The sequence below is a fragment of the Escherichia sp. HH26CH genome (genome assembly GCF_009820205.1).
GTDB lineage: Bacteria > Pseudomonadota > Gammaproteobacteria > Enterobacterales > Enterobacteriaceae > Escherichia > Escherichia coli_F.
Genome location: NZ_VNXM01000058.1, coordinates 1 through 18060 on the forward strand (window position 1 = coordinate 1; position 18060 = coordinate 18060).

At 50.8% G+C, this 18060-nt stretch carries 11 protein-coding genes and 1 pseudogene; 1 reads left to right on the forward strand and 11 read right to left on the reverse strand.

The window, feature by feature from the left end:
- Positions 1-196: 196 nt before the first annotated feature.
- The 9 genes and pseudogenes from FQ015_RS18340 to asd all read right to left on the reverse strand — a co-directional run.
- Positions 197-799 (reverse strand): hypothetical protein, encoded by a 603-nt coding sequence (locus tag FQ015_RS18340; RefSeq protein ID WP_123057645.1) that lies wholly within the window; start codon positions 797-799, stop codon positions 197-199.
- Positions 799-1791, reverse strand: coding sequence for a PstS family phosphate ABC transporter substrate-binding protein (locus FQ015_RS18345; protein ID WP_160524346.1), 993 nt, complete (start codon positions 1789-1791; stop codon positions 799-801). The genes FQ015_RS18340 and FQ015_RS18345 overlap by 1 nt, the downstream gene beginning before the upstream one ends.
- A gap of 25 nt (positions 1792-1816) precedes the next feature.
- The gene (locus FQ015_RS18350; RefSeq protein WP_160524361.1) at positions 1817-3325 is read right to left on the reverse strand and encodes a substrate-binding domain-containing protein; all 1509 of its coding nucleotides are present in this window, start codon (positions 3323-3325) and stop codon (positions 1817-1819) included.
- Positions 3326-3451: 126 nt separating this feature from the next.
- Positions 3452-5899, reverse strand: a complete 2448-nt coding sequence (gene glgP, locus FQ015_RS18355; protein ID WP_053883627.1) for a glycogen phosphorylase — start codon at positions 5897-5899, stop codon at positions 3452-3454.
- A gap of 18 nt (positions 5900-5917) precedes the next feature.
- Complete coding sequence (glgA, locus tag FQ015_RS18360; RefSeq protein ID WP_160524347.1) at positions 5918-7351, reverse strand: glycogen synthase GlgA; 1434 nt, start codon at positions 7349-7351, stop codon at positions 5918-5920.
- On the reverse strand, positions 7351-8646 hold the full coding sequence (gene glgC / locus FQ015_RS18365) for a glucose-1-phosphate adenylyltransferase (protein ID WP_000253975.1): 1296 nt from the start codon (positions 8644-8646) through the stop codon (positions 7351-7353). The genes glgA and glgC overlap by 1 nt, the downstream gene beginning before the upstream one ends.
- Before the next feature lie 17 nt (positions 8647-8663).
- A complete protein-coding gene (gene glgX / locus FQ015_RS18370) occupies positions 8664-10637 on the reverse strand; it encodes a glycogen debranching protein GlgX (RefSeq protein ID WP_160524348.1) in 1974 nt (657 codons plus the stop codon).
- Positions 10634-12820: a 1,4-alpha-glucan branching enzyme gene (glgB, locus tag FQ015_RS18375; RefSeq protein ID WP_039020631.1), complete on the reverse strand. Its 2187-nt coding sequence runs from the start codon at positions 12818-12820 to the stop codon at positions 10634-10636. Before glgB ends, glgX begins: the two co-directional genes overlap by 4 nt.
- A gap of 272 nt (positions 12821-13092) precedes the next feature.
- A pseudogene (asd, locus tag FQ015_RS18380) lies at positions 13093-14028 on the reverse strand (aspartate-semialdehyde dehydrogenase); the annotation flags it as partial.
- Positions 14029-14076: 48 nt separating this feature from the next.
- On the opposite strand from asd, the gene yhgN reads away from it, so the two are divergent.
- Positions 14077-14670 carry an NAAT family transporter YhgN gene (yhgN, locus tag FQ015_RS18385; protein WP_001002544.1) on the forward strand — a complete coding sequence of 198 codons (594 nt, stop codon included), beginning with the start codon at positions 14077-14079 and terminating at the stop codon, positions 14668-14670.
- A 45-nt stretch (positions 14671-14715) separates the two neighbouring features.
- Here the strand turns inward: yhgN and FQ015_RS18390 are convergent, their stop codons facing one another.
- Together FQ015_RS18390 and FQ015_RS18395 are read right to left on the reverse strand one after the other, a co-directional pair.
- Positions 14716-16011 carry a DNA-processing protein DprA gene (locus tag FQ015_RS18390; RefSeq protein WP_148936333.1) on the reverse strand — a complete coding sequence of 432 codons (1296 nt, stop codon included), beginning with the start codon at positions 16009-16011 and terminating at the stop codon, positions 14716-14718.
- On the reverse strand, positions 15918-18014 hold the full coding sequence (locus FQ015_RS18395; protein ID WP_039020633.1) for a RecQ family ATP-dependent DNA helicase: 2097 nt from the start codon (positions 18012-18014) through the stop codon (positions 15918-15920). Before FQ015_RS18395 ends, FQ015_RS18390 begins: the two co-directional genes overlap by 94 nt.
- Between the last annotated feature and the right edge of the window lie 46 nt (positions 18015-18060).

The window sequence follows — 18060 nt, forward strand, 5'->3', positions numbered from 1 at the left end:
ACGGCGCTGTGTCTGGCATGCCTGCAATCTGGGAAACCGGGGTAGAAAAAAACTTGCAGGCCATAACAGTATCTACGTGGCTTATGCAATATATTGAATTTGCATGGTCTTGTAGGCCAATAAGACGTTCATGTCGCATCTGGCATGAACAAAGCGCACTTTGTCAACAATCTGACCTACTTTTTGAGTCAGGGAATTACCGCAAAGCCCACGCCATCATACCCAACGTAACAAAACTCAGGCACGTTCCCCACTCACTCCACTTCCGTATCTGGCTTCTATTTTTGCTACGCCACTGGCAATAATATCCCAACGCAAAACCAAGCTGTGCGCTTATTGGACCGACAAAGTCAATCCACGGTTGAGACCAAAATGGCGAAAAATTTAGTGGGAGCCAGACAACTGTCAGAAAGAAACTGCGCATATTCTCCAGCAACGCAATATTCGCTGGCGCGACATAGAAAATGATATTCCACAGGAGCAACCAGAAATAAACTGGTGCAAATACCAGCCAACAATGCAGTCTGCTTTTCAATTCAGATTGAGTTATACGAGCAAATTGCCAACCAACGCCCACCATTGCACAGCAGAAAAGCGCATATTCAGCCGATAACCATAGTTGTAATTGCAGAAGTGAAATACGCCTGATCATGAGCGGGATAGAGAACAGTATCTCTCCCAGAAAACTCAGCGTGATAACAGAAGCAGCCAGCGCAACCACCGTCGGCCACACCAACAACGGCACAATAACAAAACCAAGAATTAACGGAGGAATATAAAGTCTGATTTTATTCATCATTATTGCACTGATGATTCGTATGATGCGTCATGAATCGGCACATACCCCACATCCTCTACCAATTGCTGTCCCTGCGGGCTTAAAAACCAGTCGACGAATTTCTGCGTTTCCAGCGTAGGGGTTTCGTGCGTCACCATATAAGCATCAATTATGTACGGATAAGTGCCGTTACGGATATTTCCCTCTGTAGGCGCAATGCCATTTATAGCTAGCAGTTTGATCTGTTTGCGCATTTTGAGCATATTGTCATTCATACGTGTGACGTAATAGTGGAAGGTGTATCCAATGGAAGATGTTGTGTTTTGGTAGTCGGCGACTTCGGTAATTAAACCGCCCATAAGATCGATAACAGTGGATTTTTTGGCTGGCAGCATTGGAGTATCTTGCATAACCAGTCCCTTCATAACCGTTTGGCTTCCAGAATCTTCTGGCCGCTGCCAGACTTTTATACTTTCGTCACCGCCGCCCACTTTATTCCAGCGACTCACTTTACCGCTAAAAATGTCTTTGACCTGCTGTTCGCTAAGTGAATTAACCGGGTTTTTGATATCAACGATAAAGACAAAGGCTTCGCGGGCAAACGCGGTATATTTCAGTTTAACGCCTGCTTCTTCTGCACGTTTTTTCTGTCCTTCCGACGGTTGTGCAACAAAAATAACCGTCGCGGTACCCTTGATCAGACTATCGTAGGCTTCAGCTGTTCGGGTTTGTTGCAAACCATACGCCTGCCAGGCCAGCGAGGTTCGATCCTTATCTTTTGGCTCGGGTACTAATTCATAATACGCGGAGGCATACAGCGGGTATAAGGCTGTAGCGCCGTACACTCTCGGCCATCTTGACCAATCATCGTTGTAACGTAATTCAGGTTGCCCCCGCAGAGACGTCAGTCCATGACTCTCTTCTTCCCTGACGCTGTTATAGTACCCTTCCCGGTCGACACATCCCGCCAGTAAAACCGCACCTAGCAGTAAAACGCCTATGAATTTATTCATCGCGCTGATTCCGTTCTCTCAAAAGTTATTTCATTGTTGTATGCAACGGTACATAACCCACATCTTCCACCAGACTCTGCCCCTGCGGCGTTAAAAACCATTCGACCAGTTTTTGTGTTTCTGACGTAGTATTTTCCCGCGTTACCATAAAGGCATCGACGATATACGGATATTTGCCGTTACGAATATTTTCCGCAGTCGGTGCAATACCGTTAATCGCTACTAATTTGATATTCTTGTCAGCGTTCATTTGTGTTGCGTAATAGCGGAAGGTGTAGCCTATTGAGTTGTTTGTATTACGGTATTCGGCAACAACTTTAATCATTCCCTCCATCATGCTTGCCACTTCGGTTTCCTGCGGCGAGATCATGCGGACATTTTTCATGACCTGCGATTGCATCACTGTCTGGCTGCCAGAGTCTTCCGGGCGTTGCCAGGTCTGGATCTCCTGATCGTTACCGCCAACAGTACGCCAGTTGGTAATTGCGCCACTGAAGATGTCACGCACCTGTTGGTCAGTCAGGGAATTAACCGGGTTATCCGCATTGACGATGAAAACGAATGCTTCACGGGCGAAAGGAGTGTAGTTCAAAGTGACGCCCGATTCCTCTGCGCGTTTTTTCTGCCCACCGGAAGGTTGCGCCACAAAAATAATATCGGCATCACCTTTAACAATCCTGTTATATGCATCGGGGGTACGAGAGTTCTCCAGATATTCCCAGGTGTGGAAATCTTCCGGTATAACGCTCAACGCATAAAAGGCAGAAGCATAAATTGGGTACGCCGCCGTAGCACCATCGAGTCGCGGCCAGTTTTGTGTAAACTGAATTTGCGGTTTACCACGCAGTGGCGTCAGTTGATTATTGAGTTTATCGGGTCGCCAGGCCCAGGTATCAATATTTTCACGCACACCGACGCCGGGATTAATCTGTTTATATAAATAAGCCTGATAACCAGCGATAAAACCAAGCATGAGAAGGATAAACAGGAGGGAATTACGGCAACGTAACCCGTACGTGCCGGTTAAAGGATATCTGGTCGGCCAGCCATACCCCAGCGAAAAACTAATATGCGCACCAACGGGTATAATGACTATCCACCAGAACTCACCTCCGACTAATGAGACTAACAAAACTCCCAGCCAGGGGAGCATAAGCTCTGCCAACCAACCTGCTCCCATTTGGCGAAATTGATAATCTGCCAGATGTAGCGTGATTATCCAGCCAACCAGAGTTAACAGTGCAGGTAAAAGAAAAAAGCATTGCCGCCAGACGGCTATTTCTCTGTTTTCTGGTGCGCTATCACCGGCCCACACGCGACCAGAGAAAAATAGGATTATCGCCCCCAGCGTCAGCATAAAGACGTTGAGTAGAAGATAAATTGTTGGCGTAAAGAGTAAATTGCAAGCCTCAAGAATAGCGGCAAGCCCGGCCCCCAGCATGGCAATAACCGCTGCCAAAAATTGCGCCAGTATGGGGATGCCGAAAAAAGTCATTATCAGCGAGGTCAAAATCCATTTTCTGTTTTGCATTATTCTTTCCATTCTTTCTGAATGGCGAAATTATACTCCCCCGAGTCCCCTTGCCCCTCTGGACACTTCTCCGAAATAAAGGCGAAAAAAAACGGGACCGATTTGGCCCCGTTCTATTTTTTAGTGAACTTACAATCTCACTGGATCAATATGCCAGATATGATCAGCGTACTCTTTGATTGTACGGTCTGAAGAGAAGTAGCCCATATTGGCAATGTTCAGCATCGCTTTTGCGGTCCACTCTTCCTGAAGCTCGTAAAGTTCGTCGACTTTATCCTGACAATCGACATAGCTGCGATAATCCGCCAGTACCTGGTAGTGATCGCCGAAGTTGATCAACGAATCAACCAGATCGCGATAGCGCCCCGGTTCTTCCGGACTGAATACACCGCTGCCGATTTGCGTCAGCACCTGATGCAGCTCCTCATCTTTCTCGTAGTATTCACGCGGTTTGTAGCCCTGACGACGCAGTTCTTCAACTTCTTCCGCCGTGTTACCAAAGATAAAGATATTGTCAGCACCAACATGATCCAGCATCTCGACGTTCGCACCGTCCAGCGTACCGATAGTCAGCGCGCCGTTAAGTGCAAACTTCATATTACTGGTGCCGGAAGCTTCCGTCCCTGCCAGAGAAATCTGTTCAGATAGATCGGCCGCCGGAATGATCAACTGTGCCAGGCTAACGCTGTAGTTCGGGATGAACACGACTTTCAGCTTGTCGCCAATCTGCGGATCGTTGTTGATCACTTTCGCTACGTCATTGATCAAATGGATAATGTGCTTCGCCATGTAGTAAGCCGAAGCGGCCTTGCCGCCAAAAATATTCACGCGCGGTACCCACTTCGCATCCGGGTCGGCCTTGATGCGGTTATAGCGGGTGATCACGTGCAACACATTCATCAATTGACGTTTGTATTCGTGAATACGTTTGATTTGCACATCGAACAGCGCTTTCGGATTTACCACCACATTCAGCTGCTGGGCGATATACTCCGCCAGACGCTTTTTGTTCTCCAGCTTCGCCTGATGCACCGCGTGATTAACCATTGGGAAATCACAGTGTTGTTGCAGCTCATTAAGCAGGCTAAGGTCGGTGCGCCAGTTACGGCCCAGGTGTTCGTCCAGCACAGCTGAAAGCGATGGGTTCGCTACCGCTAACCAGCGACGTGGGGTCACACCATTGGTGACATTGGTAAAACGTCCAGGGAAGATTTTCGCAAAATCAGCAAATAGCGACTGCACCATCAGGTTAGAGTGTAATTCTGATACACCGTTAACCTTGTGGCTCACCACAACCGCCAGCCAGGCCATACGCACGCGACGACCGTTGGATTCATCAATGATCGACGCCCGTCCCAGCAGGTCGGTATCGTTCGGATACTGTTCCTGTAAGGTTTTCAGGAAATAGTCGTTAATTTCAAAGATGATCTGCAGGTGACGCGGCAGAATTTTACCCAGCATATCAACCGGCCAGGTTTCCAGCGCCTCGCTCATTAGCGTGTGGTTGGTGTAGGAGAAGACCTGACAACACACTTCAAATGCGTCGTCCCAGCTAAATTGATGCTCATCAATCAGCAGACGCATCATCTCAGGAATCGACAACACCGGGTGGGTGTCGTTGAGGTGAATCGCGATTTTATCCGCCAGGTTATCGTAGGTTTTATGCAACTGATAATGGCGACTTAAAATGTCCTGGATGGTCGAAGAAACCAGGAAATATTCCTGACGCAGACGCAGTTCACGCCCGGAGTAGGTGGAGTCGTCCGGATACAGTACGCGGGATACGTTTTCGGAGTGGTTTTTATCTTCCACTGCCGCGAAGTAGTCACCCTGGTTGAATTTACCGAGGTTAATTTCGCTACTGGCTTGCGCACTCCACAAACGCAGCGTGTTGGTCGCGTCGGTGTCGTAACCTGGGATAATCTGATCGTAAGCCACTCCCAGAATCTCTTCGGTTTCGATCCAGCGCGTTTTTTTACCTTCCTGCTGAATGCGACCACCAAAACGGACTTTATAGCGCGTGTTGTGGCGTTTGAATTCCCACGGGTTACCGTATTCCAGCCAGTAGTCAGGCGACTCTTTCTGGCTACCGTTAACGATGTTCTGCTTGAACATACCGTAGTCATAACGGATACCGTAACCACGCCCCGGCAACCCTAACGTCGCCAGAGAATCGAGGAAGCAAGCCGCCAGACGTCCCAGACCACCGTTACCGAGGCCCGGGTCATTTTCTTCATCAATCAGCTCTTCGAGATTTAATCCCATCGCTTCCAGTGCGCCCTGTACATCTTCGTAAATTCCTAGCGACAACATGGCGTTGGAAAGCGTACGGCCAATCAAAAATTCCATCGACAGGTAGTAAACCTGACGCGTTTCTTGCGACAACTGGGCACGGTTTGAACGTAACCAGCGCTCCACGAGACGATCGCGCACAGCAAATAATGTTGCGTTCAGCCATTCATGTTTATTGGCGACGACCGGGTCCTTGCCAATCGTAAACATCAGCTTGTAAGCGATAGAATGCTTAAGAGCTTCTACGCTAAGCGTGGGCGATGAATATGTAAACGGAGCATTCATATAGGCGTTTCCTGAAAACTATTTCAAGCGATAGTAAAGCTCACGGTACGACTTCGCCGCGACCTGCCAGCTAAAATCCATTGCCATAGCCTGACGTTGCACAAACCGCCACAGTGAAGGACGGGACCACAGTACAAAAGCACGTCGAATAGCCCGTAACAGCGACCAGGCATTACTATCTTCAAAGACAAACCCACTGGCGACGCCATCTGCAAGGTTCTCAAGAGAACAGTCAGAAACCGTATCAGCAAGCCCACCGGTGCGCCGCACTAACGGCAGCGTACCGTACTTCAATCCATAAAGTTGCGTTAAGCCGCACGGTTCAAAACGGCTGGGCACCAGAATGACGTCCGCGCCGCCCATAATGCGATGCGAAAATGCTTCGTGATAGCCAATCTGAACGCCCACTTGTCCGGGATATTCCGCGGCCGCGGCAAGGAAACCTTCCTGCAACACCGGATCACCCGCGCCGAGTAGCGCCAGCTGTCCGCCCTGCTCCAGAAGGCCTGGTAAGGCTTCCAGCACCAGGTCGAGACCTTTCTGGCTGGTCAGACGGCTCACCACTGCAAAAAGCGGCACTTTATCGTCAACCTTAAGCCCCATTGCGATTTGTAACTGGCGCTTATTCTCCGCTTTATCTTCCAACGTATCGCGGGTGTAACGCGAGGCCAACAGTAAGTCCGTCTCTGGACTCCAGATTTTTTCATCCACGCCGTTTAGTACGCCGGAAAGACGCCCTTCACGGTGACGCTGTTGCAACAGACCTTCCATACCGTAGGCAAACTGCGGTTCGGTGATCTCGCGAGCGTAGGTCGGGCTGACCGCCGTAATATGATCGGCATAGTACAGACCAGCCTTCAGGAAAGAGATTTGTCCGTTGAATTCCAGCCCATGAATATTAAAGAATGACCATGGCAATTGGATGTCATTCATGTGATGTGCATAAAACATGCCTTGATAGGCCAGGTTGTGCACAGTAAACACCGACTTCGCCGGACGCCCACGCGCCGCCAGATACGCAGGCGCAAGGCCCGCATGCCAGTCGTGCGCATGCACCACATCAGGGCGCCAGAATGGGTCAAGCCCGCTGGCCATTTCTGCCCCAACCCACCCCAACAGCGCAAAACGCAATACGTTGTCAGAGTAGGCAAATAAGTTGGTATCGTGATACGGGCTTCCCGGACGATCATAGAGATGCGGCGCGTCAATCAGGTAAATGCCAACCCCGTTGTAATGGCCGAACAACAGCGTGATATGCCCAGCGAAGGTATCACGGCGAGATACCACCTGCGCATCGGTTACGCCACGGCGAATATCGGGAAATGCAGGCAACAGTACGCGAGCGTCAACGCCGTCTGCGATTTGTGCTGCGGGTAATGCCCCAATAACATCAGCCAGACCGCCGGTTTTAAGCAGCGGGAACATCTCTGAACATACATGTAAAACCTGCATTATCGCTCCTGTTTATGCCCTAACTTCCGTAGCATTTCGCGCGTTACCAGCACGATGCCTTCTTCTGAACGATAGAAACGACGTGCATCTTCCTCTGCGTTTTCACCAATCACCATGCCTTCCGGAATAACACAAGCACGATCAATGACGCAGCGGCGCAGACGGCACGAGCGACCTACCCATACTTCCGGTAACAATACGGCGGAATCAATGTTGCAGAATGAATTCACGCGAACGCGCGAGAACAGAACGGACTGCACCACCACCGAACCGGAGATCACACAACCGCCGGAAACCAGTGAGTTAAGGGTCATCCCGTGGCTACCGGAGCGATCTTGCACGAATTTCGCTGGCGGTAATGATTCATTGTAGGTGCGAATTGGCCAATTGCGATCGTACATATCCAGTTCCGGCACCACTGATGCCAGATCGAGGTTCGCTTTCCAGTAAGCTTCAAGCGTACCCACATCGCGCCAGTACGGCTCGGCATCCGGGTCGGATTGTACGCAAGAGAGCGGGAACGGGTGCGCATAGGCCAGACCGGCTTCGGTGATTTTGGGAATCAAATCTTTACCAAAGTCGTGGCTGGAGTTCTCATCGCGATCGTCTTCTTCCAGCAGTTCATACAGATAGTCGGCGTCAAAGACGTAGATACCCATGCTCGCCAGAGATTTGCTCGGATCGTTCGGCATTGACGGCGGGTTAGCGGGTTTTTCAACGAATTCGATAATTTTATCGTTCTCATCAACCGCCATAACGCCAAATGCGGAGGCTTCTTCAATCGGTACAGGCATACAAGCGACGGTGCAACGTGCGCCTTTTTCGACGTGGTCGATAAGCATACGCGAGTAGTCTTGCTTGTAGATATGGTCGCCCGCCAGGATCACCACATATTCCGCTTTGTAACGGCGAATAATGTCGAGGTTTTGCGTGACCGCATCTGCGGTGCCGCGATACCAGTTTTCCCCTTTCATTCTCTGCTGCGCTGGCAACAGATCGACAAACTCGTTCATTTCTTCATTGAAGAATGACCAGCCGCGCTGAATGTGCTGCACCAGAGTATGGGACTGGTACTGGGTGATCACGCCCATACGACGGATCCCGGAGTTGATGCAGTTAGACAGTGCAAAGTCGATAATGCGAAACTTACCGCCGAAGTGTACGGCCGGTTTTGCTCGCTTATTGGTTAAATCCTTCAGGCGGGTACCACGTCCTCCCGCCAGTATCAGGGCAACAGATTTCAATGGCAGCTGGCGCGCCAACATTAAGTGATCGTTCTTCTCTAAACTAACCATGACTAACTCCTTTTTTATCATCTCTGGAACACACACAATCCGTGTGCAGGTCCCTGCCAGACAGCCGTAATCACTGGGTTATCCTCTCCAGCGAATGGGGGAATGGCGTGCCACTCCCCAGCAGGTAAAACAATCTCTGTTACCTCAAGCGTGGCGTTAATTGCGATCAAAAAGCGATCCGAGAGCAGAATTTGCAGCTGTTTCGGCCCGTTTTGCCACTCATCCGTGCTTAAAGGTTGAGCATATCGATTTAGCCAACAGACATTGCCGTCGCCTTCTTCCCACCAGCGATTCTCCACCAAAGCGGGAATGCGCTTGCGCAGATGGATTAACGCGGCGGTAAATGCGGTTAAACCACTGCTTGCCTGCGACCAGTCCAACCAGGTTAATTGATTATCCTGACAGTAGGCATTGTTATTGCCATGCTGGCTATGACCATGTTCGTCACCGGCCAGTAACATCGGCGTACCCTGGGAGAGCAACAACGTTGTTAACAGGGCGTGAATGCTGTCGCGCCGCCGTTCAACCAGGTCAAGAGTACCGCCTAATCCTTCTTTACCATGATTGTTACTGTAATTGTTGTTGGTCCCGTCGCGATTTTCTTCTCCGTTTGCTTCATTGTGTTTATGGTTGAAGCAAACGCAGTCGCGAAGCGTAAAACCGTCATGCGCGGTGACGAGATTAATCGCGGCACTCGGCAGACGACCATTACGTTTAAAAACATCGCTGGAGGCAGCAAAACGCCCGGCAAACGCCCCCAGAGGCAAATCATAATGCAGCCAGAAACGACGGGCAGCATCGCGGAAATGATCGTTCCACTCAGCAAACAGTGGCGGGAAATTTCCCACCTGATAACCACCAGGCGCAATATCCCACGGTTCGGCAATTAACTTCACCTGCGAGAGCACCGGGCAGTTCTGAATTGCGGTAAACAACGGCGCATCCTGACGGAACTCAGGCGTACGGCCCATGACTGCCGCCAGATCAAAACGGAAACCATCGACGTGGCAGGTTTCTACCCAATAACGCAGGCAGGCGCTGGCATAATCCACCACCGCCGGATGACTCAAATTGAGCGTGTTGCCACAGCCTGTCCAATTGTGATAATCACCGTCTTCTCTTATCCAATAATAGCTACGGTTGTCGATCCCACGCAGAGAGAATAACGGACCGTCGAGGTCCAGTTCCGCACTATGGTTAAGCACGATATCAAGAATGACTTCGATACCCGCTTTATGCAGTGCTTTGATTGCATCGCGAAACTCATTCAGCGCCGTTTCTGGCGAGCAGGCATACGCCGGATGCAGCGCAAACATCGCTACCGGGTTATAGCCCCAGTAGTTACTTAACCCCATACGTTGCAGGCGTGGTTCGCTGGCAAATTGTGCCACCGGCAGCAACTCCAGCGCAGTAATGCCCAACTGTTTCAAATAGTTGATCATCACCGGATGCCCCAGGGCTTTATAAGTGCCGCGGATATCGACGGGGATCTCCGGGTGCAGATACGTTAATCCTTTGACATGGGCTTCATAAATGATAGTGCTGCCCCACGGCGTGCGCGGCGGGGCATCATCCTCCCAGTCATAGTGATCAACCACCACTACACATTTCGGCGCAATGGCGGCGTTGTCGCGATAGTCAGGTTCATTATGACCTGCGTGCAGCAGCGGGTTATCTTTAAACTCCCCGTCAATTTGCCGCGCGCAAGGATCAATCAACAACTTCGCCGGGTTAAAGCGATGTCCCTCGGCGGGTCGCCAGGGGCCATGAACGCGATAACCATAACGCAAACCCGGACGCGCATCCGGCAGATAACCGTGCCAAATGTCGCCACTGTGCCCTGGCAAGTCATAGCGATGTTCCTGGCCATTGGCGTCAAAGATACACAGTTCTACCCGCTCGGCATGAGCGGAGAAAAGTGTGAAGTTGACGCCCTGACCGTCGTAATGCGCGCCGAGGGGGGCGGGTTTGCCAATGGCGAGTTGTGTCATTCTGCCTCCCGAACCAGCCAGATAGTGGCCAGCGGTGGTAGTGTCAGGCTTAGTGAATGCTGACGACCGTGGCTGGCAATCTCATCGCTGTGTACCGTGCCGCCATTGCCTGCATTACTGCCGTGATAGTGCATGGAATCGGTATTGAGGATCTCACGCCATTTACCCGGCTGGTTAATGCCGAAGCGATAATCATGACGCGGCACCGGAGTAAAGTTACTGGCAACGATGATTTCATTCCCGGCTTTGTCGCGGCGAACAAAGATCAGCACCGAGCGTTCTTTGTCATCCACCACCAGCCATTCAAAGCCATACGGGTCAAAATCCAGTTCATGCATTGCTTTATGGTGGCGGTAGGTGTGGTTCAGATCGCGCACCAGACGCTGGACACCGTGGTGCCAGTTATCGCCGCCTTCCAGCAGATGCCAGTCGAGGCTGGCGTCATGGTTCCACTCGCGGCCCTGGGCAAATTCGTTCCCCATGAACAGCAGTTTCTTGCCCGGGAATGCCCACATCCAGCCATAGTACGCGCGCAGGTTAGCGAATTTCTGCCATGCGTCGCCTGGCATCCGGTCGAGAATCGATTTTTTACCGTGGACCACTTCATCATGCGACAACGGCAGGACGAAGTTTTCAGTGTAGTTGTAGAGCATCCCAAAGGTGAGCTTACCGTGATGATACTGACGATAAACCGGGTCGAGCTTCATGTAGTCCAGGGTGTCATGCATCCAGCCTAGGTTCCACTTGTACCAGAAGCCCAGACCGCCCATGTCCTGCGGACGAGAAACGCCAGGGAAATCGGTAGACTCCTCAGCCATTGTCACCGCACCGGAAACCTGCTCACCAAGAATACGGTTGGTATTACGCAAGAATTCAATCGCTTCAAGATTCTCGCGCCCGCCAAATTCGTTCGGGATCCACTCCCCCTCTTTACGGCTGTAGTCGCGATAAATCATTGATGCCACAGCATCGACGCGCAGCGCATCAATACCAAAACGTTCGATCCAGTAAAGTGCATTACCGACAAGGAAGTTACTGACTTCACGGCGACCATAGTTGTAGATCAGCGTATTCCAGTCCTGATGATAGCCTTCGCGCGGATCGCTGTGTTCATACAAGTTCGTGCCATCAAATTCGGCAAGCGCAAAGTCATCGGTCGGGAAGTGGCCTGGTACCCAGTCGAGAATCACGTTCAGACCAGCTGCGTGTGCGGCATCAATGAAATAACGGAAGTCGTCGCGGGTACCAAAACGGCGGGTCGGTGCATACAGGCCGGTTGGCTGATAACCCCAACTGCCATCGAACGGATGCTCGTTAATGGGCAGCAGTTCGAGGTGGGTAAAGCCCATCCATTTAGCATAAGGCACCAGTTGATCGGCCAGCTCGCGGTAGCTCAACCAGAAATTGTTGTCGGTGTGGCGACGCCAGGAGCCCAGGTGAACTTCATAAATAGAGATTGGCGCATCAAACTGATTCGCCTTTTTGCGCTCTTCAGTCTGCACTACCTTTTCCGGCAGCCCGCAAATAAGAGACGCGGTTTCCGGGCGCATTTGCGCTTCGAAGGCATAAGGGTCGGACTTCAGACGCAAGTTGCCATTGGCATCAATCATCTCGTATTTATAGAGCTGACCGTTATGCGCCCCAGGGATAAACAGTTCCCAGATGCCGCTCTCTTTACGCAGGCGCATCGGATGACGGCGACCGTCCCAGTAGTTGAATTGCCCAACCACCGAGACCCGACGGGCGTTTGGAGCCCAGACAGAAAAACGCGTACCTGTGACGCCATCCATAGTATCTGCATGCGCGCCTAAGGTTTCATATGGGCGCAGATGCGTACCTTCAGATAATAGCCAGGCATCCATTTCCTGGATTAGCGGACCAAAACGGTAAGGATCATCAATCAGGTTTTGCTGACCATGCCAGACAACAGCCAACTGATAGCGGAAAAAATTCTTACGCCGCGGAATGACGCCGCTAAAGAATCCACGTGAGTCGAGACACTCCAGTTTTGCGAGTTTGCGCCCGGTTTTCGGTTCAATCACCCACACATCGGTAGCGTCGGGTAAAAGGGCACGGACTTCCAGTCCCGCGGTGGTTTTATGCATTCCCAGTACAGAAAAAGGATCCGCAAAATGGCCTGCAATTAGCGCGTTAATCACGTCTCTATCGATACGATCGGACATGCTTGTCTTCCTGTTTTATTGTGTCACCCCATCCAACTGAATTTTTGACTTCTGGTTGTGACATTTTTTTGACCTGAACGGCGCAGCACTCTGTGCATCCTCTCTGCGTCGTCCTCACTTCAGGTAAGGCTGTAAATACTCTTGTATTCCGCCACCCTTAAAGAATAGCCAATGCTCTATTTAACTCCCGGTAAATCATGAAACATCTGCGCTTACTCCTGTATTACGCACTAACAGGGGCAGCATCGCGCCCCAGATTTAATGAATAAAGATTACGCCAGTTGACGAAGCATCCGACGCAGCGGCTCCGCGGCCCCCCACAGCAGCTGGTCGCCCACGGTAAAGGCTGACAGGAACTCCGGCCCCATATTCAGCTTACGCAGACGGCCTACCGGCGTGGTCAGCGTGCCGGTAACGGCAGCTGGGGTTAGCTCACGCATAGTGATTTCCCGATCGTTCGGAACGACTTTCGCCCACGGATTGTGCGCAGCCAGCAGTTCTTCCACGGTCGGAATAGACACATCTTTTTTCAATTTAATAGTGAATGCCTGGCTGTGGCAGCGCAATGCCCCGACACGCACACATAAACCATCTACCGGAATTACGGAAGATGTGTTGAGGATCTTGTTGGTTTCCGCCTGCCCTTTCCACTCTTCGCGGCTCTGACCGTTATCGAGCTGTTTGTCGATCCACGGAATCAGGCTACCCGCCAGCGGCACGCCAAAGTTATCCACCGGCAGCTCACCGCTACGGGTTAAGGTTGTGACTTTGCGTTCGATATCGAGAATAGCAGAGGACGGGGTCGCGAGTTCATCTGCCACATGGCCATACAGATGGCCCATCTGGGTTAATAACTCACGCATATGTCGCGCACCACCGCCGGAAGCGGCCTGGTAGGTTGCAACGGACACCCAATCAACAAGATCATTGGCGAATAAACCACCCAACGACATCAACATCAGGCTTACGGTACAGTTACCGCCAACAAAAGTCCTGATGCCATTATTTAATCCGTCGGTAATAACGTCCTGATTGACGGGGTCAAGAATGATGATGGCGTCATCTTTCATGCGCAGAGATGATGCTGCGTCAATCCAGTAACCTTGCCATCCGCTTTCACGAAGCTTTGGATAGATTTCGTTGGTATAATCGCCGCCCTGACAGGTCACAATGATATCGAGGGCCTTTAGCGCCTCCAGATCACCTGCTTTGTTAGCACGCAGAAAGTCCGCGGCAATTATCAGGGAATTTGAGTTATGAATGAAATCATTTCTGCAGCAGTTTTATTGATCCTGATTATGGATCCGCTCGGAAACCTACCTATTTTCATGTCCGTACTGAAACATACTGAACCGAAAAGACGGCGGGCAATCATGGTGCGAGAGTTGCTTATTGCTCTCCTGGTGATGCTGGTGTTCCTGTTTGCGGGTGAGAAAATTCTGGCATTTCTTAGCCTGCGGGCAGAAACCGTCTCCATTTCTGGCGGCATCATTCTGTTTCTGATCGCCATTAAGATGATTTTCCCCAGTGCTTCAGGAAATAGCAGCGGGCTTCCGGCAGGTGAAGAGCCGTTTATCGTGCCGTTGGCAATTCCGTTAGTCGCCGGGCCGACTATTCTCGCCACGCTGATGTTGTTGTCTCATCAGTACCCGAATCAGATGGGACATCTGGTAATTGCTCTGCTGCTGGCCTGGGGTGGCACCTTTGTCATCCTGCTACAGTCTTCGCTATTTTTACGTCTGCTGGGCGAGAAAGGGGTGAATGCACTTGAACGCCTGATGGGATTGATTCTGGTGATGATGGCAACCCAGATGTTCCTCGACGGTATTCGAATGTGGATGAAGGGATAAGGTTCAAACAGGTGCTGCACACAACCAGACGCGGCACCTGTTTTATTACCTGAACTGATAATGAACTTCGCCCAATCGAATAACCCTTCCCTCTTCTTCTGCGCGGTTCAGCCACACACGAATTTGTTCGATGGTTAAACCAGTACAAGACGCCAGCCTTTCAATACTTATCGATTCCTTTGCAAGGATCGCCAGTTCTGCCACAAAGAGTTGATAAAAATCGACAGGCGTATGCGCGAGCATTACTGCGTAATTTGTGTCATCTTCATGCAGCGAAAACAGTTCTGGTTGAGCGTTACGGAGTGCTTTGTCATAAATCAGCCCAGTAACGTCTGGCAGTCTGAACGTCACATTCTCAGCCTGTTCAGTACTCCATGACGCCCCATTTTCTACTAATCGTGAATTGGCTGATTGCATATCCTGATTTGGTTTAACCTGCACAGGCAGCCACTGATGTTTTAATGCTTCCATCGCCCCGGTTATCGTTCCACCGGTCATTCCCGCACGTACAACCATTGCGCTTTCAGCAAGGCAATAAATATATTTATTCCGCGCCATCGCATTGCCGACAGTGAAACTAACCTCTGGGTAAAACGGCGAAATCAACACCAGGTTGCCTGCTATAAGCCCTTCACGCCATTTCACTAACGTGCTCGTTTTTAACAAGCTATCAGCTAATACGCCAACGGCAGTTCCCCCGGCCTCCAGTGCCGACGCCATTGCACATTCATCAATACCTCGCGCACCACCAGAGATAACGCAAATCCCCTGTTGGGCCAGTTTCGCTGCCAGTTGTTGGGTATAGCGCAAATCGTCAGTCGGAGCATCTCGCGAGCCAACAATCGCCATACCTTCCGCTTGCAGTAATGCTTTATTCCCGCAGCCAAATAAAACGGGAGGTGCATCCGTTCGCAATCGGTTTTTCAAGCGAACGGGATAATCGGCATCTCCGCGGGTTAAGATCCATAAACCGGCGCGTTGCCACTTATCTACCGCCAACGCCAGACTATGACCACGCGCCAGCAAGCCAAGAATACGCTCCTGAGAAATACGCGGATCGCTCCAGCCTGTAAGTTTCTCTTGCGGTTGCGGCACCAGAAGATCGGCGGGACTGATACGTTGGTGCTTCAGCCATAATGCAAACTTCCCCCATTCACTATTACTAAGAGGTTTATACTCACTCGCCGCCGCGCGAGAAAAATCGCTGGTTAGCAGGAGAGTTGCTTGTGCATTGGCTGAAAGATTCATCAATTTTTTACCGAGGTAGAAGCAAGGGCAAGAGGATAAACCGTCGGGCAACCTGCCTGGCGTAACAGTGCTGTCAGAACTGTCAGCGTCCATGCAGAATCCACGATATCGTCAACCAGCAACGCCGGACCTGGCATCAAAGGAGGGGTAATCACAAACGCCCCGTCGAGATTTTGACACTGGTGAAAACGGTTTTGCTGCATTTTCTGCGGTGGATTGTCCACGACTTTTTCAATGGCATCAATAAAAGGTAAGCCAAGTTTCGCCGCCAGTCGCCGGGCAAAATCAGGAACCAGGTCGAGGTGCCTTAATGAAGGAACGCAGCATACCCAGGTTGGTTCAGGATGCGGATTCCAGCGTTGGCGAACCATTTCCGCACATGCCTCCACCAGCTCATCACTGAAGCGCCCCGTTTTTTTCTCCTGTGCTACCTGCTTTCCCCACCCAGAATCTCCCCAACGAGAAAGGATTCGCCCCGTAGATCCTTGTAAACCCGCAGGCAAGTTCCCTTTAAATCCGTATTGCGTAAAAGCCCCAGCTGCCACCTGCTTATTGAGATTTAATGGCAGGTCAGCGTGTTTAATAAATAAGTTTGCCGCATGGAGTAAGCCGCTATCAATGTCGGGCGACAACAACGGATGCTGAAGACAACTGCTACATTTACCACAACGTTCGGCACTTGGCTCATCGAGTGCGCGGCGCAGAAATTGCATTTTGCACTCCTTGGTCGTGATATAGCTTTCAACGTCTGCCAGCTCACTTTTTCTCTGATTCATCAAATGGTTAATTCGTTCATGGTCAGGAGAAAAACTGACAATTGTTCTGCGCCATAATTTCTCGGTATACACCACAGGCGATGGATTTTCAGCTACCAATAATTTCAGTGCTTTTTCTATTTGCCCATAACGGAGATTCGTCCGTTGTTCAATGCCTCGTAAGGTAAGACCGTCATTCACGCTAAGTACGTTGAGTATTTCATGAATTTGCGCCTCCGCAGGAAAGGCGCTTTCACGGAAGAATTTATGAATAGCGAGGTCTTCACCACCACAAAGCAATATGCCAACTGCGGAATCTATAGCACGCCCGGCACGCCCCACCTGTTGATAGTAACCGACAATAGACCCCGGCATCTGGTAATGAATAACAAACCCCAAATCCGGTTTGTCAAAGCCCATTCCCAGCGCCGTCGTCGCGACCAGAACTTTAATTTTATTTGCCAGCAACGCCTGCTCCAGATATTCCCTGGCAGTATTAGAATCTTCCGCGCCTTCACAAGTCACGCCGCTGTAGTAAGCAAATGCACTGATACCATTTTTCCTTAACCACTCGGCGACAAGTTCGGCATCGCGAGTAGTGAGGGTATAAACAATTCCCGATTTGGAAAACTGAGGGATAACCGTTGCTAACCATGCCAGACGGGATGACTGTTCACCTAAGACTAAGGCATCAAGCGCCAAACTTTCGCGAGCCAGCGTTCCACGCTGAATCACAATGTCACCCAATTGCTGACGGATATCCTCAACGACACGGTTATTCGCTGTCGCGGTTGTACCCAGAACAGGGGTATTCGCAGGCAGTTGGCGCAAAATATCCAATATACGTCGGTAATCCGGGCGAAAATCGTGGCCCCAATCAGAGATGCAGTGCGCCTCGTCGACCACAAGCAAACCAATACGATCGGCTATAGGATATAAAACCGTTTCGATAAAGTCCTGGTTTGCCAAACGTTCCGGGGAAACCAGTAAGCAATCGACCGCACCTTGCAGCAACTTATCGCTAATGCGCTGCCATTCTTCCCTGTTTGTAGAATTCAACGTTTCAGCCGTAATACCTAACCGTTCAGCGGCGGCAACCTGGTTACGCATCAGGGCAAGCAAAGGAGAGATGATAATTGTCGGGCCAGCGCCGCGATCGCGGAAGATTTTACTGGCGATGAAGTACACGGCACTTTTCCCCCAGCCAGTGCGTTGGACAACCAGCAGTTTTCGCCGTTGGTTCACCACCGCGTCTATGGCTTCCCATTGCCCTTCCCTGAAAGTAGCGGTGGTATTTCCTAACATCCGCTGTAAAAGCAATTCAGCTCCGTGCTTTTCCATCTTTATCTCCTGCGATCTTTAGGCAGTGATTAGAACGGATTATTAG

What these genes read in the sequence shown, in the direction of transcription:
- FQ015_RS18340 (WP_123057645.1), bottom strand. Translation starts at nt 799, where the DNA reads ATGATGAATAAAATCAGACTTTATATTCCTCCGTTAATTCTTGGTTTT.
- FQ015_RS18345 (WP_160524346.1), bottom strand. Translation starts at nt 1,791, where the DNA reads ATGAATAAATTCATAGGCGTTTTACTGCTAGGTGCGGTTTTACTGGCG.
- glgP (WP_053883627.1), bottom strand. Translation starts at nt 5,899, where the DNA reads ATGAATGCTCCGTTTACATATTCATCGCCCACGCTTAGCGTAGAAGCT.
- glgA (WP_160524347.1), bottom strand. Translation starts at nt 7,351, where the DNA reads ATGCAGGTTTTACATGTATGTTCAGAGATGTTCCCGCTGCTTAAAACC.
- glgC (WP_000253975.1), bottom strand. Translation starts at nt 8,646, where the DNA reads ATGGTTAGTTTAGAGAAGAACGATCACTTAATGTTGGCGCGCCAGCTG.
- glgX (WP_160524348.1), bottom strand. Translation starts at nt 10,637, where the DNA reads ATGACACAACTCGCCATTGGCAAACCCGCCCCCCTCGGCGCGCATTAC.
- glgB (WP_039020631.1), bottom strand. Translation starts at nt 12,820, where the DNA reads ATGTCCGATCGTATCGATAGAGACGTGATTAACGCGCTAATTGCAGGC.
- yhgN (WP_001002544.1), top strand. Translation starts at nt 14,077, where the DNA reads ATGAATGAAATCATTTCTGCAGCAGTTTTATTGATCCTGATTATGGAT.
- FQ015_RS18390 (WP_148936333.1), bottom strand. Translation starts at nt 16,011, where the DNA reads ATGGACGCTGACAGTTCTGACAGCACTGTTACGCCAGGCAGGTTGCCC.
- FQ015_RS18395 (WP_039020633.1), bottom strand. Translation starts at nt 18,014, where the DNA reads ATGGAAAAGCACGGAGCTGAATTGCTTTTACAGCGGATGTTAGGAAAT.